Source organism: Shewanella sp. GD03713, assembly GCF_029843705.1.
Lineage (GTDB): Bacteria > Pseudomonadota > Gammaproteobacteria > Enterobacterales > Shewanellaceae > Shewanella.
This window is the reverse complement of record NZ_JAOCIW010000001.1, coordinates 1,676,456-1,701,631: the sequence shown is the minus strand read 5'-3', so window position 1 is coordinate 1,701,631 and position 25,176 is coordinate 1,676,456. Positions and strand designations below refer to the sequence as shown.

General features: G+C 49.3%; 20 protein-coding genes. 17 read left to right on the top strand and 3 right to left on the bottom strand.

Annotated features, from left to right (window positions below):
- Window positions 1-10: 10 nt before the first annotated feature.
- The gene (locus N5E87_RS07680) at window positions 11-1,624 is read right to left on the bottom strand and encodes an IS1634 family transposase (RefSeq protein ID WP_218558478.1); all 1,614 of its coding nucleotides are present in this window, start codon (window positions 1,622-1,624) and stop codon (window positions 11-13) included.
- Window positions 1,625-1,781: 157 nt separating this feature from the next.
- Here N5E87_RS07680 and N5E87_RS07675 point away from each other — a divergent pair, with 157 nt between their 5' ends.
- Complete coding sequence (locus N5E87_RS07675; RefSeq protein ID WP_279775248.1) at window positions 1,782-2,135, top strand: hypothetical protein; 354 nt, start codon at window positions 1,782-1,784, stop codon at window positions 2,133-2,135.
- Between the two features lie 745 nt (window positions 2,136-2,880).
- On the opposite strand, the gene fadJ is transcribed toward N5E87_RS07675, so the two are convergent.
- Together fadJ and fadI are read right to left on the bottom strand one after the other, a co-directional pair.
- Window positions 2,881-5,010 carry a fatty acid oxidation complex subunit alpha FadJ gene (fadJ, locus tag N5E87_RS07670; protein ID WP_086904160.1) on the bottom strand — a complete coding sequence of 710 codons (2,130 nt, stop codon included), beginning with the start codon at window positions 5,008-5,010 and terminating at the stop codon, window positions 2,881-2,883.
- A 5-nt stretch (window positions 5,011-5,015) separates the two neighbouring features.
- Entirely contained in the window at window positions 5,016-6,326 is a 1,311-nt protein-coding gene (fadI, locus tag N5E87_RS07665) for an acetyl-CoA C-acyltransferase FadI (RefSeq protein WP_086904131.1), read from the bottom strand.
- Window positions 6,327-6,599: 273 nt separating this feature from the next.
- Here fadI and N5E87_RS07660 point away from each other — a divergent pair, with 273 nt between their 5' ends.
- The 16 genes from N5E87_RS07660 to N5E87_RS07585 all read left to right on the top strand — a co-directional run bounded on the left by N5E87_RS07660 (window position 6,600) and on the right by N5E87_RS07585 (window position 25,060).
- A complete protein-coding gene (locus N5E87_RS07660) occupies window positions 6,600-7,556 on the top strand; it encodes a MoxR family ATPase (protein ID WP_086904132.1) in 957 nt (318 codons plus the stop codon).
- A gap of 73 nt (window positions 7,557-7,629) precedes the next feature.
- Window positions 7,630-8,598 carry a DUF58 domain-containing protein gene (locus N5E87_RS07655; RefSeq protein WP_086904133.1) on the top strand — a complete coding sequence of 323 codons (969 nt, stop codon included), beginning with the start codon at window positions 7,630-7,632 and terminating at the stop codon, window positions 8,596-8,598.
- Between the two features lie 63 nt (window positions 8,599-8,661).
- The gene (locus tag N5E87_RS07650; RefSeq protein ID WP_086904134.1) at window positions 8,662-9,255 is read left to right on the top strand and encodes a DUF4381 domain-containing protein; all 594 of its coding nucleotides are present in this window, start codon (window positions 8,662-8,664) and stop codon (window positions 9,253-9,255) included.
- Window positions 9,249-10,265: a VWA domain-containing protein gene (locus N5E87_RS07645; protein ID WP_086904135.1), complete on the top strand. Its 1,017-nt coding sequence runs from the start codon at window positions 9,249-9,251 to the stop codon at window positions 10,263-10,265. The genes N5E87_RS07650 and N5E87_RS07645 overlap by 7 nt, the downstream gene beginning before the upstream one ends.
- A complete protein-coding gene (locus N5E87_RS07640; RefSeq protein ID WP_086904136.1) occupies window positions 10,265-12,310 on the top strand; it encodes a VWA domain-containing protein in 2,046 nt (681 codons plus the stop codon). The genes N5E87_RS07645 and N5E87_RS07640 overlap by 1 nt, the downstream gene beginning before the upstream one ends.
- A complete protein-coding gene (locus N5E87_RS07635) occupies window positions 12,304-13,965 on the top strand; it encodes a BatD family protein (RefSeq protein WP_086904137.1) in 1,662 nt (553 codons plus the stop codon). The genes N5E87_RS07640 and N5E87_RS07635 overlap by 7 nt, the downstream gene beginning before the upstream one ends.
- An 80-nt stretch (window positions 13,966-14,045) precedes the next feature.
- Window positions 14,046-14,609 carry a sigma-70 family RNA polymerase sigma factor gene (locus N5E87_RS07630; RefSeq protein ID WP_086904138.1) on the top strand — a complete coding sequence of 188 codons (564 nt, stop codon included), beginning with the start codon at window positions 14,046-14,048 and terminating at the stop codon, window positions 14,607-14,609.
- On the top strand, window positions 14,602-15,306 hold the full coding sequence (locus N5E87_RS07625; RefSeq protein ID WP_086904139.1) for a DUF3379 domain-containing protein: 705 nt from the start codon (window positions 14,602-14,604) through the stop codon (window positions 15,304-15,306). Before N5E87_RS07630 ends, N5E87_RS07625 begins: the two co-directional genes overlap by 8 nt.
- 158 nt (window positions 15,307-15,464) lie before the next feature.
- Window positions 15,465-16,916, top strand: coding sequence for a sodium/proline symporter PutP (gene putP, locus N5E87_RS07620; RefSeq protein ID WP_086904140.1), 1,452 nt, complete (start codon window positions 15,465-15,467; stop codon window positions 16,914-16,916).
- Between the two features lie 340 nt (window positions 16,917-17,256).
- Entirely contained in the window at window positions 17,257-18,552 is a 1,296-nt protein-coding gene (locus N5E87_RS07615) for an outer membrane protein transport protein (protein WP_086904141.1), read from the top strand.
- 100 nt (window positions 18,553-18,652) lie between these two features.
- Window positions 18,653-19,039: a VOC family protein gene (locus tag N5E87_RS07610; protein WP_086904142.1), complete on the top strand. Its 387-nt coding sequence runs from the start codon at window positions 18,653-18,655 to the stop codon at window positions 19,037-19,039.
- Window positions 19,040-19,194: 155 nt separating this feature from the next.
- Window positions 19,195-19,911 carry an SIMPL domain-containing protein gene (locus N5E87_RS07605; protein ID WP_086904143.1) on the top strand — a complete coding sequence of 239 codons (717 nt, stop codon included), beginning with the start codon at window positions 19,195-19,197 and terminating at the stop codon, window positions 19,909-19,911.
- Window positions 19,912-20,090: 179 nt separating this feature from the next.
- Window positions 20,091-21,104, top strand: a complete 1,014-nt coding sequence (locus N5E87_RS07600; RefSeq protein WP_086904144.1) for an efflux RND transporter periplasmic adaptor subunit — start codon at window positions 20,091-20,093, stop codon at window positions 21,102-21,104.
- 35 nt (window positions 21,105-21,139) lie between these two features.
- Window positions 21,140-24,382, top strand: coding sequence for an efflux RND transporter permease subunit (locus tag N5E87_RS07595; RefSeq protein ID WP_086904145.1), 3,243 nt, complete (start codon window positions 21,140-21,142; stop codon window positions 24,380-24,382).
- 41 nt (window positions 24,383-24,423) lie between these two features.
- Window positions 24,424-24,636 (top strand): DUF2892 domain-containing protein, encoded by a 213-nt coding sequence (locus tag N5E87_RS07590; RefSeq protein WP_011622175.1) that lies wholly within the window; start codon window positions 24,424-24,426, stop codon window positions 24,634-24,636.
- A 25-nt stretch (window positions 24,637-24,661) separates the two neighbouring features.
- Window positions 24,662-25,060, top strand: a complete 399-nt coding sequence (locus N5E87_RS07585; RefSeq protein ID WP_086904146.1) for a rhodanese-like domain-containing protein — start codon at window positions 24,662-24,664, stop codon at window positions 25,058-25,060.
- Window positions 25,061-25,176 lie beyond the last annotated feature (116 nt).

Below are 25,176 nucleotides of genomic sequence, written 5' to 3'. Positions count from 1 at the left end.
CGCACCTGATTTAGGAATAAATTTGCCGATAGCGTTCACCTAACACGTCGAGAATGATCTGCTGGTCGGCCGTTAGCCCCGTGACCTGAGGTGGCGCCTCTCCTAACTGGTACTCGTGTACCCCGCCAAAGCGTAAAAAGATCCAGCGCGCAGTTGGTTTTTGCGTGGGTTTCTTTTTCATGTCCGCCACACTGCGATTCTGCTCTACTAAGCCCTGCCGGATACGGTGCTCCAGCGCCGCATAAATCATCAGGCTACAGGTCATCACCATCAGTAATGCTTCGATACGTTCTGGTTTTTTAAGATACAACGACGAGGTTAAAAATTCGGGACTTTTCAGAAAGCGAAACCCACGCTCGACGTTCTGCTGGGCTTTATAGATTGCCAACAGCTCAGCCATGGTGAGCGTTTCACTGTGATCATTGGTCGCGAGGATGAACACCCCAGTCTGGTTGCGTGCCTCTGCTACCCGCGCCAAGCTACTTGCGGCTAACCCCTTGATGTGAAATTGGTAGCTCACCGGCACTTCACCCTTTTGCGGCCTTCCGCGCCCAGCATAGAGAGGTTCACTCACGACCTCTGCTTCCAGTTGCAGCAGATTTAAGTTGGCTGCAAAACGGGCTAATTCAGCCTGCGCATCGGCCTCGCAGGCAAAACGCTGAGCACATAATTTGCCAAAGGCTTTCAGCTCACGCGTGCTGTCTTTCAGTAGGTTTTTGGCTAATGTTTGCTGCTCACGGTGGCTAGCCTGTTCGCTGCGCACCAGCAACCAACGCTGCGCGACGTCGGCATAATTGGCGCTTTGCCAACAGCCATGATAGCCATTGCCCAGCGCAACCAGCGACTGGGTGCCAATGGTTGCCACGGCTCGCTTGGCCTCATTGAGGGTGACAGGCACACGAGTCACGAACAACTGTTGCTGTTGTGCCAGTAGTTGCAAGGTGTCGGTGCAATACAGCGCCGCATCGCCGACCAGATAACGACTCTCCTGCGCGGCCTTGAGACTGCTCAAGTGGCGCCGTACGGTCTGGGCAAAGGCCTTGGTATCATTACTATTGCCACTCAAGGCTTGCATATAAATGGGCAGGCCGGCTTGATTTTCGCAGATAAGTTCCAGGATAACCTGGTTTAGCTCTGGCCGGTGGTCGCGGCTGTAGCCCCGTACCAATTGCAACTTACCGAGCTGTTCGCCATCGACTTGGTCATAGGCACCATCGACGTGGAAACTGGTGATATCGAGGTGTACTGCGGTACTTTTGAGCTCCAATCGCTCGACGACCTGTTCCGCCATCACCTGATAAAGCGTGCTGACATCGGCCTCAAAGAGGGCATCAAGGCAGCGGCCGAGCACGTCATCATTTAGGTCATCGGCACAGATCCCAGGGCCAATCAGACGCTCTACAGGCTTGTTGGCAAAGAATTGCGGGAACATGTGCAAGGTGGAGCTATGAAAGCCAAGACCATTCAGAATCATCGCCACCAAGGCTTCACCATGTGAAACTTTGTAGGGCGGCGTTTTGGGGAGCACCGCATCAATCATGCGAGCAATGCCGAGTTCTTGGCAGAGTGCAGCGACCAAACCAAGGTGGTCGAGGTTACGAATAGCGATAGCGGGAGTGGCCATAATGATCTACCTGCAAAAAGTAGTAATAGATCAGAATGGCCGATCGCCGTCAAGTTTTTTTAAATCGAAAATTAGGTGCGGAATGACGGTTTAATCATTAAATGATCTCTCAACGGTAGTTTGAAACATTGGCACAACATCTGCAATAAGGTGTTCAGTGTCAAAAAATAAAACAGTATCAACTACCCTGAGAGATAAAATGATGAAAGGAATTCTAACTGCTGCGTTACTGTCTACCATCGGCTTTGTAACAACTGCCACAGCCATTGAAACAACTGTAGAGAATACTCCATCTCAAACAGTTATATCATCTGAAGCGATTAAAGAAGTTAATCAAGAAGTCGCTGGCCATCCATATGTGAAGTTCAAGCCCTTAGAAGTCGCGGGCCATCCATATGTGAAGTTCAAGCCCTTAGAAGTCGCTGGTCATCCATATGTGAAGTTCAAGCCCTTAGAAGTCGCTGGTCATCCATATGTGAAATTTGCCAATTCAGATATTGAAATCGCTTAATTAAACTTTAAATTGAGGTGATAGAAAATGATTAACTCACTCAAAAAAGCATTTGGTTTCGCAAAGCCTGTTCGTAAAAAAGTGAAATTACCAGAAGGCTTAAACCACCTAGAAGTGATCCCTGCAAAGGGTTGGTGGAATTAATTCCACCTTAAGCGGAAATACACCGCCCACAAAGCCTAGAGCCATTTTGCTAGCGCTCGGCCCAGGCCAATAGAAAAGGAGCTTAATGCTCCTTTTCTATTGGCCATATTTACGAAAAACCATATACATTAAGCGGTTAGTCTAACGTCAGAAGTCTGGTACATTCTGCTTAACGCGATACGTTTATGGGAAGAGAAGAGTGGAAACGCTAAGGGACCCAGTATAAATCCCATTACAGCCCAGTAGCTTACCGATAGTCCTGCTCTAAAAGCCGCAACACCAAAACACCAGGAACAACTCGCAGACAAGGCAACAACGATATAAAACATGAATCCCACAGCAACCTCTTTATCGGCTAAGTCACGATAGTGCAAGTCAAAAAATAGCATTTCACTATGCCAATAGACTCTAAGCAAGGCTATTTATCTGCACTAATCAACATCTACATACACGGCGTCACGGCACAACTACCGTAAATAGGCACGCCATAATACAAGATCCCCCAGACAAATGTGAACATTTTTTAGGCAAAAATTAGCCTGGAGGCAATAAAAAAGCGGCATCGAATTGCCGCTTTTTTAACCGATACCTATTTATGTACCTAGAAGAAACGAGTCTTTTCTGCCGCCATCGCCTTAAGACGTGGGCATGGCTCAAATCGGTCGCCGTATTGAGCCTGATAACGTTCCAGTATGCTCACTAAATTATCGGCCCCTAGAGTATCGATATAGTGGAATGGGCCACCCAAGAATGGTGGGAAACCAATACCGAAGATAGCGCCAATATCACCATCGCGCGGTGAAGCAATAATGCTGTCATCTAAACAACGTACCGCTTCATTGAGCATTTGCACTACACAACGTTCCGCTACCGCGCTCATTTCTTTATCGATACCCGGTTTGATACCTAATACGCCATATACACTTTCATCTACGGCTTTCTTCTTGCTCGACGCTTTATTGCCAGCAGCATATTGATAGAAACCTTTGCCATTTTTACGGCCTTTTCTATCATCGCTCAGTAACTTATCGAAGGCTGCAGGGGCTTTAAAGCGCTCACCCAGTTCTTTTTCAAGGATTGGAGCGATTTTAGCACCGACATCGATACCCACTTCATCGAGCAAAGTGATAGGGCCAACGGGGAACCCGAATTTCACTAAGGCTTCGTCTAAGTGCTCAATACTCTGCCCTTCTAGCAGTAATTGCGCAGCTTCGTTCATGTAAAGTGCGAGGATACGGTTAACATAAAAACCGGCGCCGTCTTGTACCACGATTGGCGTTTTACCCTGTTTGCGGGCAAAGGCCACTGTGGTGGCTATCGTCTCAGGAGACGTTTTCGCATGGGCAATCACTTCCACCAGCGGCATTTTTTCTACTGGTGAGAAATAATGTAAGCCAATCACATTTTCAGGACGGCTTGCCGCTTGTGCAATTTGGCCAATGGGTAAAGATGAGGTGTTAGACGCAAAAATCGTGTGCTCACCGCATTCACGCTCAATATCTTTAACCATCTGATGTTTGAGCGCTAAATCCTCAAATACGGCTTCAACAACAATGTCAGCGTCCTTAACGCCTTTATATTCGGTCGTCGTTGTCATCAGTGCCATTAAATTGTCGCGAACGGCCGGCGTCATATGACGACGTTTAACGCCTTTATCCAATAATTTATAGGCGTAGGAAAGCGCATTGCTTAAGCCCTTTTCGTTAATGTCTTTTACCCTTGCAGGAATTTTAGCCTTAGTCGTCGTGACCGAAGCAATTCCACCGCCCATCAAACCGCCACCTAAGATCACGGCTTTTTTGACTTTACGTGGTGTCGCCCCTTCGGCGCCGGTTTCTTTCTTCATCTCTGTGGTTGCAAAGAAAATACTGCGCAGCGCCTCAGATTCTTTCGACACCACCAGCTCAGCAAAATGGCTGGCTTCCACCTCAAGCCCTTTTTGCATCCCCTTCGCCATACCTTGGCGCACACAATCAATAATTTTTGCTGGCGCAGGATAGTTACCTTGAGTTTTCTTAGCGACTTGCTTGGCGGCTTGATCGAAAATAATGTTACGACCGAATCCTGTGCCTTCGAGTAATTGATTGACCAGCGATTTTTTAACCGGTTTCGCCGTACGCTTACCCGCAAGCGCCATCTCCACCGCGGTTTGCAGTAAAATCGTCTGTGGTACTACGTCGTTAACTAAGCCCATCTTTAACGCTTGCTTCGGACGGATTTGTTTACCCGTCAACATCATATCCAGTGCAGTAGTGATCCCCACTAAACGAGGCAAACGCTGAGTACCGCCGCCACCGGGTAATAAACCGAGTTGCACTTCGGGGACACCCAGCATGGTCTTGCCATCATCACTGCACACACGTTGATGGCAGGCAAGCGCTAGTTCTAAACCGCCGCCCAAGCAAGCGCCATGTATCGCGGCAACCACAGGGATATTCAAGGCTTCTAACTCGTTAAACACCACATGCCCTTGCTGGGATAAGGCTTTCGCATCGCCCGCCGTTTGGCAAGCGTCGAGCATAGAGATATCCGCCCCAGCTACGAAGGAGTCTTTTTTACCCGAAATCAGCACTAGTCCACGGATACTGCTATCGCGTTTAATCTCAGACAGGATCTCACTGATCTCAGGGCCAAATTCTGCCTTGAGGGTATTCATGGTTTCGCCGGGTACGTCCATCGTTAGAATGGCGATACCGTCTTCACGGCGGGTTAAATTAAATGTCTTTTCCATCGCCATTACTCCACTTCCACAATCATTGCAGCCCCTAAACCACCCGCAGCACAGGCCGTTGCCAGACCCGTTCCACCGCCACGACGTTTAAGCTCACGGCAAACCTGAGTGATTAAACGTGTACCTGTGGCCGCAAAAGGATGGCCGTAAGCTAAAGAACCACCGAGCACGTTAAATTTGCTCATATCGATTTCACCAATAGCACGATTACGCCCTAATTTTTCTTCGGCAAATTTCTTTGAGGCAAACATCTGCATATTGGCTAAGGTTTGTGCCGCAAAAGCTTCATGCATTTCGATGAGGGTTAAATCTTCTAATTCCATGCCGGCGCGCTTTAATGCCAATGGCGTTGCATAGGATGGCCCCATCAGCATGTCTTGCCAGACATCAATCGCGGTAAATGCGTAGCTCTTAATGTAACCAATAGGTTGATAACCCAAGGCTTTAGCACGGCCTTCACTCATCAAAATGATCGCCGAGGCGCCATCGGTCAGCGGCGTACTGTTAGCGGCAGTCACGCTGCCATGCTTTCTATCGAAAGCGGGACGCAGTTTAGCGTAAGAGCTTAAATCGGAGTTTTCTCGAATGTTATTATCGCGCTCGATAAACTGTTTATATGGTGGAACATGAGCCACCATCACTTCGTCACGTAGGTGACCTGAGGCCCAGGTTTCACTCGCCAGCGTGTGAGAACGGTGTGCCAGCGCATCTTGGTCGGCGCGGCTGATATTATAGGTCTTGGCCATTTGCTCTGCGGTTTGTCCCATGGACAATCCCGTAGAATACTCAGCAACGGCAGGCGGCACAGGCAGTAAATCTTTGATGCCTAAACGGCGGAAAATTTGTAACTTTTGGCCAAAAGTGCGGGCTTTATTCAGATCGACTAAGGCATGGGCAAGTTTTTTAGACACACCAATAGGTAATACAGAAGAAGAGTCGGCACCGCCGGCAATACCAATCTCGATATTGCCGGTCATGATTGACTCAGCCACATTCACCGCAGATTGGAAACTGGTCGCACAAGCACGGGTCACGCTGTAGGCATCGGTTGACACATCCATGCCCGTTCCTAACACGATTTCACGAGCAATGTTCGGTGCCGCTGGCATTTGTACCACCTGACCGTACACTAATTGCTCAATCAACTTAGGATCCAGTTCGCTACGGGCCAGCAGTTCGTTAACCACCATTTTGCCCATATCGAGCGCCGACACACCGTGGAATGCGGTCGCCTGTTTCGCAAATGGCGTTCTTAAGCCTGCCACAATGGCGATACGCTCACCTTTTGCGTTAGTTACCTGTTGTCTATCACTCATTTGTCACCCTCTTTATGTGCGCTATCGCTGAGAGATTTCAGGCGGCGCTATCGATTTCCATGTTTGCCCTGCTGTTTGGCACCAAAAAAGCCTAATAACAGGTCTGACCATTAAAGTGTGATCTGATTCTAACTTCTTGTCAGCAAGTTTTAAACACCTGTTTGTTTTTTTAACACTAGCCAAACCCTTAGGGAATTCTTTACCATATTCGTTGTCTATAGCCCACACACGTATTTTCAATCGATATTTTCAACCTAAAAAACGAGTAGCATCATGCCTTTGAGTCGCTTCCACGCATTACGCACTTACCTAAATAAGGTTGTTTTAGGGCAGCCAGTTTTGACTGAAAACCTGCTCATTGCCCTCATTGCCAATGGCCATTTATTAGTAGAAGGCCCACCAGGTCTCGCTAAAACCCGTGCAGTTAAAGCCCTCTGCGATGGTGTTGAAGGGGATTTCCACCGGATCCAATTTACCCCTGACCTACTGCCAGCCGACCTTACGGGTACGGATATCTATCGCTCACAAACTGGTACCTTCGAATTTGAAGTGGGCCCGATTTTCCACAACCTGATCCTCGCCGATGAAATCAACCGCGCTCCAGCTAAGGTGCAGTCGGCGTTATTAGAGGCCATGGCCGAAGGTCAAGTGACAGTGGGTAAAAACAGTTATAAGTTGCCGCCACTCTTCCTCGTGATGGCAACTCAAAACCCCTTAGAAAACGAAGGCACTTATCCGCTGCCCGAAGCCCAGCTCGACCGCTTTTTAATGCACCTGAATTTAGATTATCCAAGTGGTGACACTGAAATCGAGATCCTGCGCCAATCCCGCCAAGAAGCACTCACCCATGAGTTGCCGACTGCGGAACCCATTGCCCAGGCCGATATTTTTGCCGCCCGAGATGAAGCGATGGAGATCTATCTCGCCGAACCGCTAGAGAAATACATAGTCGAAATCATTATGGCGACCCGCCAACCCGCGCGTTACAGCGACGAGCTGGCAAAATGGTTAGAGTACGGAGTAAGTCCGCGTGCGACGATTTCGCTGGAGCGCTGCGCCCGTGCCAGAGCTTGGTTACACGAGCGCGATTTTGTCTCTCCCGAGGATATTCAAGCCGTTGCCCCCAATGTGTTAAGACACAGACTGCTGCTGAGTTATCAAGCGCAGGCCGAGGGTGTCAGCCGCGACCAAGTGATCAACCATATTTTGACTCAGGTCGCCGTCCCTTAATCTCAGGGCATGGTCTGGATACGCGGGCTGATAAATCCTAGGTAACTGAATCGCTTTGTATGAGTAGCTTTGAATGAATAACAGTGCGCTAAACGCAACCCAACACAGTGATGGCAATCCACATGGCTTGCCATTATTTGCCGACGGGCTGCATTTAACTGAGAAAGAACTGCTCGCCTGCCAGACAATTGCGCGGGCTATTCCTGAGCGCCACAGCCGGGCACGTGCCAATATGGCGGGGCATCGCAGCAGTTTAATCAAAGGCCGCGGGATGGAATTTGCCGAAGTGCGCCATTATCAACAGGGCGACGATGTACGCACTATTGATTGGCGCGTGACCGCCCGCACGGGACAAACCCACACTAAGCTATTTATTGAGGAGCGCGAGCGCCCTATTCTGCTGCTGCTCGATTTAAGCCAGAGCCTGTATTTTGGCTCGAGTTTGTTGCTGCAATCGGTACAAGCGGGGCATTTAGCGACCACGTTAGGTTGGAATGCCATCAATCATGGTGACAGACTCGGCGCCTTAATCGCCTGCGAGTCTGAGCATCTAGAGTTAAAACCCCGCAGTCGCCGCCAAGGGATTTTACAGCTCATTTCAGGCCTGCGCCGAGTGCACGAGCAACAACTCAATCAGCTCGGCAGTCATCCACGGGATCCAGACCATATCCTGCGTGCCTGTCAGCGCTTGCAACGGATCGCGAAACCGGGCTCATTGATTTGGATCATCACAGATGGCAGCCATTTTACGCCGCAATGTATCGCGCCGCTGACAGAACTTAAACGCCATTGTGATATTGGCGCTTATTTGGTGACCGACCCACTCAGGCAGGGCAACCTCAACTTACCCAAGCAGTTTAGTTTGCCTGTTCGCGAAGGGGACCAAGATTTAGTGCTGACTCGCGACAGTTATCAAGCATGGCTTGGGCAGCAACAACAGCAGCAAAATGACTTTATCGCCATGATGCAAAAGCTGAAGGTGCGTACCCAATTTATCGACGCGGGTTTACCCCTCGCACAGCAATTAGCCTTACTGCAATAACGGCACGGCAAATAAGTGAGTAATAGTAGACAGTGCAACATAAAGCATAAGTGAGTCCAAAGCGTGAACCCACAAACTCTAAATCCAGCCTTGGATAAGGCTGCCACGCCAAATCCTGCTTTGGCGGATTTACAAGATATTATTCTCCCCGACCCGATTGGGGCTTGGCCATGGGCCATAGGTTATTGGTTAGCACTCGCTATCCTGTTGGTTTTGTTGATTGCCGCAATTCTTTGGCTCAAAAAACGTGCCGCCTACTTAGCGCCTAAAAAAGCCGCCCAAGGTTTATTTGCAGCACTTGATCCTCATTCGGCCCAGTATCCCTCTGACGTGAATCAGCTGTTAAAACGCACCGCCTTAAGTTATCAGCCAAGGGAAGTGATAGCCAAACTCGACGGTCCCGCATGGGGAACCTGGTTAGATAGCCATTTGCCCACAAAGCAGCGCGGCCGCATTGGGCCATTATTGGATAAACGCCACCAGGCTAAACCACTCAGCGCCGAGGAGGCCCTTGAGTTACAGGCTCTCGCCCGCTGCTGGTTTGCCTCAAAAGCCAAATTAAGCGCACCGATAATGCACACTGCTGCAAGCCAAAACCCGACTTCGTCGGCAACAGTAACACCGACTCCAGCTAAGCCTGCGGAGGAGCAATGTTAACAGTCGTATGGCCTTTGGCATTGATTTTACTGCCTTTACCTTTTATTTTTTGGCGTCACCAAACGGTGCAAGCCGAAGGTGGCCGCCTGCAATTGCCCGGTATTAGTCAAACGGGCAAGGCCAATATCACTAGCCACAGCCGCCAAAGCCGCAAGCGCTATTGGTTGATGTGGAGCTTGTTAGTGCTTGCTATCGCCCGCCCACAATGGCTTGGCGATCCGATTGAACTACCAAGCCAAGGGCGGGATCTGATGCTGGCGGTGGACTTATCCGGCAGTATGCAGATTGAAGATATGGTGATTAACGGCAAAGTCGTTGACCGTTTTACCCTGATCCAACACGTGGTCAGTGAGTTTATTGAGCGTCGCAAAGGCGATCGTATCGGTTTAATTTTATTTGCCGATCACGCCTATTTACAGGCACCACTTACTCAAGATAGACGCTCTGTCGCCCAGTTTTTAAAGGAGGCGCAGATTGGCCTTGTCGGTAAGCAAACGGCGATTGGCGAGTCGATCGCACTCGCGGTCAAGCGCTTCGATAAAATGGATGAGAGTAACAGAGTCTTGATTTTATTGACTGACGGTTCAAATAACGCCGGTAATATCGATCCTGAGCAAGCGGCCCAAATCGCCGCTAATCGCAAAGTGACGATTTATACCGTGGGCGTGGGTGCCGATGTTATGGAAAGACGCACCCTGTTTGGGCGTGAGCGCGTCAATCCGTCGATGGATCTCGATGAAAACCAACTCAAGCATATTGCCGATGTTACCCATGGCCGCTATTTCCGCGCCCGTAACAGCCAAGAGCTGGAACAGATTTATCAAGAAGTTGATAAACTGGAGCCAGTGAGTCGCGATCAACTCAGCTATCGTCCTCAAGCGGAGCTATTCTATTGGCCGCTCGCACTCGCGCTGCTCACCAGCATTTGGATAGCCTTAGGTCAGTTATCACTGTTTTCGCGGACTAAAAACCCTATTCCATCAGCAACACCACGGGGGGATGTTCGTTAATGAGCCTGCATTTTATTCGTCCAGAATGGTTACTCGCCCTATTGCCACTCGCCATCATCCTGTGGGCGCTATGGCGCCAACACCAGAGCAACAGCGCCTGGAATCGCTATATTGCACCGCACTTGGCCAAAATATTGGTCACAGAGGGCACGCAAAAATCCCGTCGACCACTGCATATATTGGCTTTCACTTGGGTGATTGCCACCTTGGCCTTAGCGGGCCCCGCCCTCAATAAGCAAACCTTGCCCGTTTTCGCCGCCGAGCAAGGCCGAGTGTTGGTGATGGACATGTCTGTCTCCATGTTTGCCACCGATCTGGCGCCCAACCGCTTAACCCAAACCAAGTTTAGAGCGACGGATTTGCTCCGCGGCTTAAAAGAAGGCGAAACTGGCCTGATTGCCTTCGCCGGCGATGCCTTTACCATAAGCCCGCTCACCCGAGACACGGGCACGCTGCTTAATTTATTACCCACGTTAAGCCCTGACATTATGCCCGTGTTGGGCTCAAACCTAGCGGCCGCGCTAACCCAAGCTAAAAATCTACTGGCACAGGGCGGGCATCTACGGGGCGATATTATTGTGATGACAGATGGCATCACCCCGAGGCAATTCGATGAGGCTAACTCTGCCTTAGCCGGTAGCCAATATCGCCTCGCGATCATGGGATTTGGTAGCCCCCAAGGCGCGCCCATCCGCTTACCCGATGGCCAATTACAGCGTGACAGCAGCAATGAAGTCGTTGTCGCCAAAACCGACTTTGGCTTACTGCAAAAATTAGCCGATAACCATAATGGCATCATGATCCCCAATCGTGCCGATGGTCAGGATTTAGCACAGTTGCAACATTGGTTGAGTGACAGTGGCAATGCCAAAGCCACGGATCTCGATGGAGAAACCTGGCAAGATCTCGGCCCTTACCTCGCCTTACTCTTACTCATCCCTGCCCTGCTGAGCTTTAGGCAAGGCATGCTCGCCAACTGGCTGCTGATGGGATTGGGCGGTCTATTGCTCAGCGCTGCGCCGCAAAGCGCCCATGCCAGCGCATGGGACTCACTCTGGCACACCCAAGAGCAACAGGCGATGCAGGCCTATCAAGCTGAGGATTACGCCAATGCCGCACAAAAATTCGAGACGCCCCAATGGCAAGGCGCGGCGCAGTACAAGGCGGGCGAGTACGAACAGGCGCTAAAAAGCTTTGAGCAAGATAGCTCAGCCAATGGCCTTTACAACCAAGGCAACGCGCTGATGCAACTCGGTAAACCCGACAAAGCCAAGGAGCGTTATCAGGCCGCACTCGACAAGCAGCCCGAGTTTCCACAGGCCAAGGCCAACCTTGAGTTAGCAGAGAAATTGCTGAACCAGCAGCAGTCGCAGCAAAATGCTGACAATCAAGATAAACAGTCTCAAGGCGATCAAAACCAACAGGGACAGGACCAGAACGATCAGCAGCAGGGAGATCAACAATCCTCGCAAAACGACCAAGCTCAAGATCAGTCTCAAGAGCAGCAGTCCCAACAGCAAAATAATTCTGATCAAGCGGACAAAAAACCATCGCAGGAGCAAAGTACCTCATCAGAGCAGAATGATCCTGAGCAAGGCGCGCAGGATAAACAGCAAGCGAGTGATGAAAACGCCAAGCAAGATCAGCAAGATGCACAGCAGGAACAACAGCAGGCCGAGCAACAAGCCAATCAGCAAAACGGCGCCGATAACAATGCTGAAGATAAAGAAGATCCAGCCAGCAACGAGGCAAAAATGCAGGCAAAGGTCGAGGATGATAAGTCCAAAGCCAAGCAAGAACAGCAACAGGCCGTAGCGCAAAAAGCGGATAAAGAGAAACAGGCGCAGGCGGATAAAAAACCAGATACCGCTGTTGAGTCTGTTGAAGCGCCGCCGAGTAACAGCGAGCCTTTACCCGCCGAGATGCAGCGAGCACTGCGGGGCCTGAGTGAAGATCCACAGGTGTTGCTGCGTAACAAGATGCAACTCGAATATCAAAAACGCCGTCAAAATGGCCAAATATCAAGGGATAACGAACAGTGGTGATCAGACAATTTTTTATCCTCCTCACGCTTTGCATCGCGGTCATTCAACCCGCCTTTGCCCTGAGCAAACTCGAGGCGTCGGTCGATCGCAATCCGGTGATGGAGGGAGAGTACTTTGTGCTCAATGTCAGTGCCGACGATGAGGTCGACACGGGTAAACTCGATACCTCCATCCTGCTCAAGGATTTTATCGTGGGTCGCACCAGCGTGAGTCGCAGCACCCAGATAATGAACTTCGATGCGGTCAAAGAGACCCGCTGGCAAGTGCTGCTTGCCCCAAAGCAAAAGGGCCAACTGACCATTCCATCTTTTAGCATTGATGGCGTCAGCTCCGCCGAAATTCCCCTCAAGGTAGTCGAAGCGGGCGCACAACCTGAGCAGGCCAAGAATCTGTTTATCGATGCCAAAGTTTCGACCGATGAGGCCTACGTCGGCCAGCTTATCACCTATAAAGTAAAGCTTTATCTTGCGGTCGAACTGCAACGCGGTGTGCTCAATGCCCCGGTTATCGAAGGCGCGCAGATTAAGCAAATTGGCGAAGACAAAGACGGCTCAGAGATCATCGAAGGCCGTCGTTATCGCGTGATTGAGCGCACCTATGGCATCATTCCCGACTTACCCGGCCAAGTGAACATCAAAGGCGCGACCTTTTCTGGCGATGTATTAGTAGAATCCCAACGCCGTGGCGGCATGTTTGGCTTTAACGAGAGCCGGCCAATGCAGGCTGGCGCGCCCTCCTTAAGCATCCAAATCGAACCTGCGCCAACGAGCTTCCAAGGCCAATGGCTTGTGGCCGATTTAGTGGCCTTAAAAGAAAGTTTTCCCGAGGATGTAAAAGAGTTTACCGTCGGTAGCCCCATCACCCGCACGCTCACCTTATTGGCCTCCAATGCCGATGAGAATAGCCTGCCGGATATCGCGCAAAACCTGCCACCTGAGCTCAAATCCTATCCCGAAAAACCCCAGCGCCAGAGCTTTGTGCGCGACGCGCAGATAGTGTCACAGTACAGCATTACCTCGGCCATAGTCCCCAGTAAGGCGGGCACTTTTACCTTACCCGAAGTGAAAGTACCTTGGTGGAATCCGCATCTTAAACGCCAAGAAATGGCGACCCTGCCCGCCCGCACCATTCAAGTAAAAGGTGGCGCCGTGGTCGACACGCCCATCGAACCCAACTGGCAGGCAAATACCAGCACGAACAGTGAAAGTCATTGGAACGCTAATCTGTTCGCCCTGCTGTGGCTGGTGACATTAGTTGCTTGGGCCGTCACTTTTGTCGCTTGGCGACGTGCGCTGAAGCGCCAAACAACAGTCAATACACCAGTCACAGCGCAACCGCTCGTTCTTAGCACAGGTCTTAAGGGCTTAGAGCAAGCCTGCGCTAAAGGTAATGTCAGTGATATTTTGCAGCAATTGCAGCAATACTGTAGTGAGCAGGCCGCTCGCCCTATGACACTCGATAAAATTGCCGCGCAGTCGCGCGAGTTAGCTGAAGCGATTCGTCAGTTGCAAGCCTTAGCCTACGGTGGTAAAGCCAATAGCGATACCCAACTGGCTGTCGCGGTAAAAGCATTGTTAAGCGCGGTAAAAAACGGCAATCTAAAATCCATGGCGCAGCAATCCACGCCATTACGCCCGCTAAATCCAAACGGCTAACCCTAAACGGCGCCACTGCTTTCTCGCATGAATAAGGTGTAATGTTTTGAATCGTAAAATAAAAAGAAAATATCGAAAAAATGTTTGCTAACTGGCGAAAGAAATCCGTCGAGCCTGCGGTCTCTTCTGACATGCTGAGCAAACAACGACGATACAACAGCCTAGTCAAGGCGCTGCACGCCGATATCTTCCGCTATGCCTTTTGGTTATGCGGCGATAAGCCGGTGGCAGAAGACATCACCCAAGAAACCTTCTTGCGGGCATGGCGCTCTTTAGATTCCCTACAGGATGATAAAGCGGCGAAGGCTTGGCTGATCACGATTCTGAGGCGCGAAAATGCCCGTCGATTCGAGCGTAAACAATTTGATTACGCCGATGTCGAGCAAGACAGCTTAGAGGATCACCTCGCCTCCAGCACGGAAGAACAAACCGAGCAGTATTGGCTGAGACGGCAAATCGCAAAGTTAGATATTGAATATCGGGAACCCTTATTGCTGCAGTTAATCGGCGGTTTTAGTGGTGATGAAATCGCCCAACTGTTGGAGTTAAACCGTAACACAGTGATGACACGCTTATTTCGGGCGAGAAACCAATTGAAAGAACTACTTGAGAAAACCGATCTGAGAGGTCAATCCAATGGATGAGCTTAAATTTAGACGTCAAGCTTATGAAGATCCTCATAATCAAGATCCCGAGTTTGTTGCGCAAATGCAGGAAAGCGCAGAAAACCAAGCATTTGTCGCAGAACTTAAAGGCCTAGATGCCAAAATCAGTCACGCATTAAAAGTGAATGTGCCAGAGGACTTGGCCGACAAACTTATCCTGCGCCAACAACTGCAGCAACACCATAAACAGCGCCGACAAACGGGCTTTTTAGTCGCCATGGCCGCGTCGATTGCCTTTATTGTGGGGATCAGTTTCAGTTTATTGCGCTTAGGTCCAGTCGATTTAGCCGAGCATGCCTTAGCCCATGTTAACCATGAAGGTGTGGCCTTGCAGGTAGATCAGAATGTCAACTTTAGCCAAGTGAACGCGCAGCTCGCCTCCTTAAAACACTTAGAGCATGCCAAATTTACCGAGCAACCAGGTAAGGTCTATTACACCTCTTACTGTGATTTTCAAGGGGTTAAGAGCTTACATCTAGTGCTGCAGGGCGAAAAAGGTAAAGTCACCCTATTTATTGTGCCAGTTGAAAAACGCATGGTGCTGGATAACACCTTTGCCGATGGTAAATACCAAGGCATGGGCTTTGAGGCCGGTGATGCCTACATTTTGCTTGTGGGTGAAAATCAGGCCGACCTTAGCTTCGTAAAAGACGAAATCAAGAACACTTTTATCTAACTCATTAATATTTAATATTTTATAAAATCGACCTCCGATCTTTTCTCATGCTCGGAGGTCGGATTTCGATCACATCTCTATCTACTAATGGGTTCTTGCTCAAACATCTGGTAGCATGCTTGCCACTTTTAATAATAACAAGATGGGATAAAGACAATATGACGATTGAAACCCCGATTTTAATCACATTTGTTGGCTATTTAGTATTGATGATGGGCATAGGATTTTGGGCTTACCGTGCCACCGATACTGTTGATGATTATATTTTAGGCGGCCGTAAAATGGGTCCCGCCGTCACCGCGCTTAGCGTGGGCGCCTCCGATATGTCAGGCTGGTTGCTCTTAGGCTTACCAGGTGCCGTTTACTTAGGCGGCTTAGGCGAAGCATGGATTGGGATTGGCTTAGTGGTCGGCGCTTGGCTTAACTGGTTGTTTGTGGCCAAACGCCTGCGCATTTATACCCAATTAGCAGACAACGCCCTCACCCTGCCCGACTTCTTCGAGAAACGTTTTCACGATAAACAGGGTTACCTCAAGCTTGTCTCTGCGGTCACGATTCTGGTGTTTTTCACCTTCTATGCATCTTCTGGCATGGTGGGTGGCGCCATTCTGTTCGAAAAAGTCTTCGGCCTCGATTATAACGTTGCCTTAGTGATTGGCTCGGCCATCATTGTGGGTTACACCTTTATTGGCGGTTTTTTTGCCGTGAGTTGGACCGACTTCTTCCAAGGCTGTTTAATGCTAATAGCCCTGCTGATCATCCCCTTTGCGGTGTTCTCGCACCCAGAGAGCCATGCGGGAATTGAGTCTATCGACCCAGCCATGTTGGCACTGATCAGTGACAAAACCACAGTGATTGGCTTGTTATCACTGCTCGCATGGGGACTGGGTTATTTCGGTCAGCCCCATATTTTGTCGCGCTTTATGGCCATTGGCAGCGCCGATGCACTGCCGCTGTCACGCCGTATCGCCATGAGCTGGATGATGTTATCTCTCATCGGCGCGTTAGCCACAGGCTTAGCGGGTTCACTGTATTTTGCCAATCAACCCTTGGCCAATGCCGAAACCGTGTTTATTCATTTAGCCCAAGCCGCCTTCAATCCTTGGATTGGCGGATTACTGATCGCCGCGATTCTGTCGGCCATTATGAGTACCATTGATTCGCAGTTGTTGGTGTGTTCGAGCGTGATCACCGAGGACTTTTACCGCAAGTGGTTACGCCCTCAAGCCGACGACCGCGAGCTGATGATGGTAGGTCGTATGGGCGTGCTGGCCATTGCCGTGATCGCAGGGATCATTGCCCTGAATCCTGAAAGCAGTGTATTAAGCCTAGTTAGTTATGCGTGGGCAGGTTTTGGTGCCGCCTTTGGTCCTGTCGTACTGCTATCACTCTTCTGGAAGCAGTACAGCCGTAACGGAGCGATTGCGACCATTATTGTCGGCGCATTAACCGTAGTGATTTGGAAGCAGCTCTCTGGTGGTATTTTCGATCTGTACGAAATTTTACCCGGATTTGTGTTTGCGATTATTGCCGGTGTTATCGTCAGTAAAATGTCACGCCCTGCCGAAGAAATTACCGCGGAATTTGAGCAATTTAAATCCGCGTTATAACAGCAAATTTTCTGGCTATGATTGTAAAAAGCGTACATGTGTACGCTTTTTACAAATTGTTTAAATTTCTTAACTTTTCCATCGTTACAAAGCATTAACCTCAATTAAAACTCCCGTCACCCATAAAAGCCAAAGATACCAAGCATCTGGCCAGACCATTCGTTCATGCTAAAGTACGACTCCGTTTTAATTAACTGTTATTTAACAAATTTCAAATCTGGTCGGACTTGTTGAGGTTACGCACAGTCCCTACCATGCCGGAGATTATAAAAGGATTTGCGCCTTGTTCTGGCAACTAGGACCGAACAAAATCCAATACCAAAATAATGAGAGAATAATAATGAAATCATTCAACAAGACACTGCTTGCCGTTGCCGTTGCATTGGCGAGCTCACAAACATTTGCATCGGGTTTCCAATTAAACAGCCAATCAGCCACAGGTATGGGCCGTGCATTTGCCGGTGACGCAGTCATCGCCGATAACGCTTCAGTGTTATCTCGTAACCCAGCAGCGATGGCATTATTCGATAAAGATGCAATCTCTTTAGGCTTAACCTATGCCGATATTACTGTTGATGTTAAAGACGTTAACTTTGGCGGTGGCGCCTATGATTTAGGCAGCATCGACGATGCGGGTAGTTCTAAAGTTATCCCAAACATTTTCTACATCCACCCAATCGACGATAAATTCGCCGTGGGTTTTGCTGCATTCTCTAACTTCGGTACCGGTACCGATGCCAGCTCACTTTCGAAGAATTTGCCAGCAGGCTCACCAGCGCCTTTCGACCTACTGGGTGAAACTGAAGTCACTACCGTTAACTTCAACGCCAGCGTGTCATACCGCATTAACGATATGTTCAGTATCGGTGCGGGTGTGGACGCAATCTACGGTGAAGGTCGTTTAACCCGTAATATGGGCACAACGCCTCTGGTTGACGTAGACGCTGACGGTTGGGCATTCGGTGGTATCGTAGGTGCTACTATTGAGTTAGATAAAGACAACCGTTTTGGTATCAGCTACCGTTTCAGCCCAACAGTCAATGTTGAAGGCGATATCAATACGGTCTCGATGACAACCATTCCTGGTGTTGGTGCAGTACCAGTTACGACCAGTTTTGATAGCTTAGATGTACCGTTAGCGGATATTTTCCAAGTAGCCGGTTTCCATCAAATCACCCCTAAATTTGCACTGCACTACACTGCACAGCACACCCAATGGGGCAACTTTGATCAAATCACCGCGAAAGATGGCACAGCAACGATTGCCGCTGTGGGTATGACTCAGCCTGTAGGTGATGTAGCCCTGAAAGAATACCAATGGAAAGATTCATGGTTATTCAGCGTGGGTGGTACTTACACCATCAACGAACAATTCACCGTTCGTGCAGGTTACATGCATGACCAAGGCGTTGTGGACGAAATCAGCTCGATTTCATTCCCAGACTCTGACCGTAACTGGTTCACAGCGGGTATGAGCTACCACCTCAATCCACAAAACACCGTTGACTTCGGTATCGCTTACATTAAAGGTGAAGAAGTTCACCTGATCGAAAACAGTGCAATCACAGGCCCTGTGAACGCGGTAACTGAATCAAGCGGTATGTACTACTCAGTACAGTACAGCTACCAGTTCTAAGCTGTTTCGAACTCAAAAAAGCCGCATTTTTGCGGCTTTTTTGTATCTTGCGTATTTATTGCCTAAAGTTAATCCATCCCCCACTTACACTGTCACCCTTATGGCAAAAGTCATTGGACTCGGTGGTATTTTCTTTAAAAGTACTGATCCCATCGCGTTAGCCACTTGGTATCAAACCCATCTGCAAATACCAATTGAAAACTGGGGCGGCGCAGCCTTTTATCACAACGATAAACCAACCCCCGGTTACCATGTGTGGACCCCCTTCGACCATAACACCAGCTATTTTGCCCCGACCGACAAAAGCTTTATGTTCAATTTTATCGTTGACGATCTGGAGCAAGCCCTGTTTCAAGTCACTCAGGGCGGCGGCAAACAAATTGGAGATATCGAAGACTCAGAATTTGGCCGCTTCGGTTGGTTTATCGACCCCGATGGCAATAAAGTCGAATTATGGCAGCCAAGCCCGATCCCTCCCGTTAACTAAGTGGCTAACTTATAAGCCGCTTTTACAACCGCGTATCAATCCTGAATAGCGGCTGAGCATTTTCAATAAAGCCCAAAGCTTTACTCATTTGCCTATGCCCAAAGTCAGATAATTGCAGTAAGGTAGCTTCAACAATCCCATCGAGTGAGTAAGTTATGCAACGCAATTATCTTCTTCCCGCCCTCGTGCTTGGCGGTTTCTTATGTGCAGGCATGGTCTATGTAGGACAAAGCGCCAGCTTGGCGCTGCTAGAAATGAAAGCCCTAGAACGCACAGTCACAGTTAAAGGGCTGGCCGAAAAGGAAGTGAAAGCCAATATCGCCATCTGGCCGATTAATTTCACCGAAGTCGACAATAACCTGCCTAAGCTCTACGACACAGTGCAGCAAAAAACCGACAGCGTGGTTGCCTACCTCAAGGAACAGGGTTTTAGCGACAGCGAAATTACAGTCTCGCTTCCGACGATAGAAGACAGGCAGGCTCAAGGCTATGTTGACCCAAATGTACGCTATCGTTACTCGGCCCAGGTGAATCTTTCTGTCTATACCCCACAAATTGATTTAATGCTCAGCACGCGTAAGCAAATGATAAATCTAGTTAAAGAAGGCATCGCCATCGGTAGCCAAGATTATGAAAACCGTACCGAGTTTTTATTTACGGCACTCAATGATGTGAAACCGACCATGGTGCAGGAAGCGACGCAAAATGCGCGGGAAGTGGCCGAAAAGTTTGCCAAGGACTCACAATCGCGTCTGGGTAAGATTAAGAGTGCCAGCCAAGGCCAGTTTACGATTTCCGATCGTGACAGCAGCACGCCTTACATAAAACAAATTCGCATTGTGTCTACGCTGACCTACTATTTAAACGACTGATATTTAAAGCTGGACAGGACCAGAGTGATGACATGGCGATTGATGTAAGGGAAGATTCATTCGCCGTTTCCCTATATTAGTAAAATCGATTACATTAAATTTTTCTAATAAATATTGATTGCCTAATCAAAACAACTCCATTAGAATTTACTCATGAATTATTTTTGGGATGATTTGGTATGGCTGCAATCTCACGTACTCTATTCACATTATTCGTTTTTTCCCCCTTTGCCACCCAGGCTGCGCCCTTGGCGACCCTCGAGGTAATGAGCAAACCTTACGCGAATTGGGTGACCTTAGACGCCAGTATCGAGGCCGTCAAAGCGGCTACCGTCTCGGCGCAAACCTCAGGCCGAATCGTTAAGCTCAACTACGATGTCAATGATGTGGTACCAGAAGGCGCAGCCTTACTCGAGATAACTAGTAAAGAACAAGGCGCTGAACTCGCAAGCTATGAAGCCGATCTCGCCAAAGCCACCGCACTAAATGTGGAGGCGCAGGCACAATATAAACGCTACAAAGAACTCTTTCCCCAAGGCGCGATTTCAAAAGGCGCTATGGATGAAGCAACCGCCAATGCTAAAGCTGCCGAACAAGCCGTGAGTGCGGCTAAGGCGCGGGTTATCAAGGCGACTGAGTCACTCAAATATACTGTGGTATCGGCCCCATTTAGCGGGATTGTTACCGAGCGTTTAGTCGAATTAGGTGAAACCGTGATTGTCGGTCAGCCGCTACTCTCTGGATTTTCACCAAGCCAAATGCGCGCCATCACCCAAGTGCCACAACGCTATATTCAACAGCTAAAAAGCGCCCCTGAATTTTTAGTACGCTTAAATGATGGTCGTGAAATCCTCTCTAAGGACCTCACCATCTTTAGCTTTGCCGATCCCGTGAGCCATAGCTATCAAGTGCGGATTAACCTGCCAAAGGATGAACCTAACCTGCAACCCGGAACTTGGGCCAAGGCGCTGTTTAAAAATGGCGAGCGAGAAAAAATCCAGCTACCGACCTCAGCGCTAATCACCATGAACGAACTCAGCAGTGTGTACCTGAAAAAAGGCGAGCAATTTGTGCTCACTCAGGTACGAGTATCAGAACCTGTCAATGGTGAAGTGGAAATACTCGCAGGACTTAAATCCGGAGATATTGTCGCCATGGATGCTTACCAAGTGTTGCTTGAGCAAAAGCAATAAATTCCCTAGCGATATCAATTTGATGAGGTTGTTGAATGAAACACGCTAATGAATCTCCGATGACACTTGGTTTTTCGGGTCGGATTGCGGCCGCCTTCCAAAACAGTGCCATCACACCGCTGCTGGCACTTTTAGGCTTATTGCTCGGCTTATTTGCTATTTTAGTGACCCCAAAGGAAGAAGAACCACAGATTGACGTTACCTTTGCCGATGTCTTTATCCCCTTTCCTGGCGCCACTCCGGTCGAAGTTGAAAACTTAGTCACCCTGCCCGCCGAGCAAGTGATCTCTGAAATCAAAGGGATAGACACGCTCTATTCTTTCTCCCAACCCGATGGCGCCATGATCATTGTGATCTTTAAAGTCGGCGTAACCCGCAATGATGCCATAGTGAGTCTCTACAACCAGATTTATTCCAATATGGATAAACTGCCGCAGGGCGCGGGTGTGGGTGAACCATTAATTAAACCTCGGGGCATTGATGATGTACCTATTGTTAGCCTGACCTTATGGTCCAAGGACAAACAGGTCTCGGCCGAACAATTGACCCATGTTGCGCAAGGGTTAGAAACCGAAATCAAGCGTATCCCTGGCACGCGGGAGATATACACCGTCGGCCAACATGAGATAGTGGCCAATGTACGCATCGATCCCGCCAAAATGAATAGCTTTAATCTCACCTACGACAAGTTGAGACAAAGCCTAAATGACAATAATCACATCTCGATGCCTGCGTCTTTAGTACAAGGTAATCAAGAGATTAAGGTTCAGGCTGGGCAATTTTTACAAACAATAGACGATGTAAAACAGCTCGTTGTGAGTATTTCGCAGGATAAAAACGGCAAGCCTACCCCTGTTTATTTGGCCGATATCGCCGACATCAGTTTAAAGAGTGATATTCCCACTCAAAGCGTTTGGCACAGTGACAAGACAGATATTTACCCTGCGGTGACGATTGCCATAGGTAAACAACCGGGGCAAAACGCTGTCGATATCGCCGATGCAACGCTTGCTCGCATTGCTAAGGTCAAGAATGTATTGATCCCCAGCAATGTCGAAGTGACTGTTTCGCGCAACTATGGTGAGACGGCGGCGGATAAATCTAACACCCTTATTCTTAAGCTGATTTTTGCCACCAGCGCCGTTGTCGTATTGGTATTTTTAACCATGGGCGCCCGCGAGTCCTTAGTGGTCGGTGTCGCCATTATTATCACCTTGGCGATCACTCTATTCGCCTCATGGGCGTGGGGATTTACCCTCAACCGAGTGTCACTCTTCGCGCTGATTTTCTCCATCGGGATCTTGGTCGACGATGCCATTGTGGTAGTGGAAAACATTCACAGGCATATGGCGCTGGGTAAAAAATCCTTTAGTGAACTCATCCCCGTTGCGGTGGATGAAGTCGGCGGCCCGACGATTCTCGCCACCTTTACGGTTATCGCCGCTCTGCTGCCCATGGCATTTGTGTCAGGATTAATGGGCCCATACATGAGCCCGATTCCCATCAACGCCAGTATGGGCATGCTGATCTCCCTTGTGGTTGCCTTTGTGGTCACGCCCTGGCTAAGCCGTAAGCTGCTCAAACACCATAGTGGCCCAGCGACCGAAACTGTCCACAGCGACGATGCCGCGATAAATGAAAGTAAAATGGTGCGCCTGTTTACCCGTCTAATTGGCCCCTTCCTATTAGGTAAAGGCGCCCGTAAAGCACGGATTGGACTCGCTGCGGGTGTATTTGTATTGATCGGTATCGCCGTGGCCTTGCCCATAGGTCAGCTCGTGGTGTTAAAGATGCTCCCCTTCGATAATAAGTCAGAGTTCCAAGTGATGGTGGACATGCCAGAAGGCACACCAGTGGAACAAACCCAGCGCGTGCTTCAGGATTTAAGTCGTTACCTTGCCACTGTGCCCGAGGTGGAGCATTTGCAGCTGTATGCTGGCACCAATGCGCCAATGAACTTTAACGGCTTAGTGCGTCACTATTTCCTACGTAATAGCCAAGAACTAGGCGATATTCAGGTCAATTTAGTCGATAAAAAGCATCGCAAACGCGATAGCCATAGCATTGCACTCTCAGTGAGAGAGGAACTACAGCAAATAGGTGCGCCATATCAAGCCAATATAAAAGTGGTTGAAGTACCACCAGGCCCGCCAGTCTGGTCACCAATTGTGGCCGAAGTCTATGGCCCAAGCCCTGCGATTCGTGAACAAGCAGCTTATGATCTGCAGTCACTGTTCCGTGAGACTCAAGATGTGGTCGATATTGATATCTTCTTACCCGCAGCACAGCAAAAATGGCAGGTGATGATCGACCGCTCTAAAGCTAGCCTGATGGCGGTGCCCTATAGCAATATCGTTGATTTAATTGCGACCTCAGTGGGCGGTAAGGATGTAAGCTACTTGCATATTGCTCAGCAAAAACACCCCGTGCCTATCCGCCTGCAACTGCAAGAAGGGGCGAAAATCGATTTAGAACAAGTGCTAAACATGAAGTTACAAAGCCAAACTGGGCAATCCGTGCCCGTGTCTGAGCTGGTGACCATCAAGCGCGGTAAAATCGATGCTCCTATCATCCATAAGAATATGATCCCTATGGTGATGGTAGTTGCCGATATGGCCGGTCCGCTCGACAGTCCGCTCTATGGCATGTTCGACATGGCGGGCAAAATCGACGGCGAAAATGGCTTAGGTTTCGATCAGCATTATATCCACCAACCAACAGGGCTAGACTCAGTCGCCGTGCTCTGGGACGGTGAATGGAAGATCACCTATGAAACCTTCAGGGATATGGGTATCGCCTATGCCGTGGGCATGATTGCAATTTACTTATTGGTCGTCGCCCAATTTAGATCCTATCTCGTGCCGCTTATCATTATGGCGCCAATCCCACTGACAGTGATAGGGGTCATGCCGGGGCATGCCCTGCTCGGCGCGCAATTTACCGCGACTTCAATGATAGGCATGATTGCCTTGGCGGGGATTATTGTCCGTAACTCGATATTATTAGTGGATTTTATCAATCAGGAAACCGCCTCAGGGGTTCCCTTTGAGCGCGCTGTCATCCACTCGGGCGCCGTGCGGGCCAAACCGATTATGCTGACCGCTTTGGCGGCCATGATTGGCGCCTTGTTTATCTTGGACGATCCTATCTTCAACGGGCTTGCGATCAGTCTAATTTTCGGGATTTTTATCTCGACCTTACTGACCTTAATCGTTATCCCAGTGCTTTACTACGCGGCGATGAAAAATCGCATAAACTTAACTCAAACAGCCGATTAACCCACAATAGGCAGCCATAGCGCTGCCTCTAGGAGCAACCTATGTCACTCGAACGCAGCATTATGGCCTTTGCCGGATTTATGGTGTTACTGTCTTTGGTGTTAACCGCTTTTGTGCACCATAACTTTATGTGGTTAACGGCCTTCGTTGGCGCTAACCTATTCCAAAGCGCTTTCACGGGTTTTTGCCCTGCGGCCATGGTATTACGCAAATTGGGCGTCAAATCCGAAGCCGAAATCGCGAAACAAGGTTAATGCACATTTGCAAAGGAGAAAGTCAGTGTTCAACAAGTTACTGTGTCGCAGTAAAACCTTACTGGGGGTGGCTCTCTTGAGTCTGTCATCACTCGCCTTAGTCCCGAACGCGGCAAGTGCCGCCGATCAAGAGCCCCAAGTTGCGTGGCAGAAAATCGCTGCTGGCGCTATGGTGCTCGATGTGCGCACCCCTGAGGAATTTGCCGCTGGCCATTTAGCCAATGCGGTTAATATTCCCTTTGAGCAAGTCGCCGCCGAGTTTGCTAAGCGCGGTATCGCCAAAGATGCGCCTGTAGTGTTGTATTGTCGTAGCGGTCGACGCAGCAGTATCGCGACCGAAGCCTTAGTCGCGGCGGGTTACACTCAAACCTATAACGGTGGCGGTTATCAGACCTTAGCCGACGCTCAGCCTAAAACAGAGTAAGTCACTCTTTTACTGGCGGACTAAAAAGCGCCAAATGGCGCTTTTTGTATATTGTTCTTTTTTCGAGCCTGCCACCAAGATTACTTAATCATTTACGCCGTTCATTTCATACAATT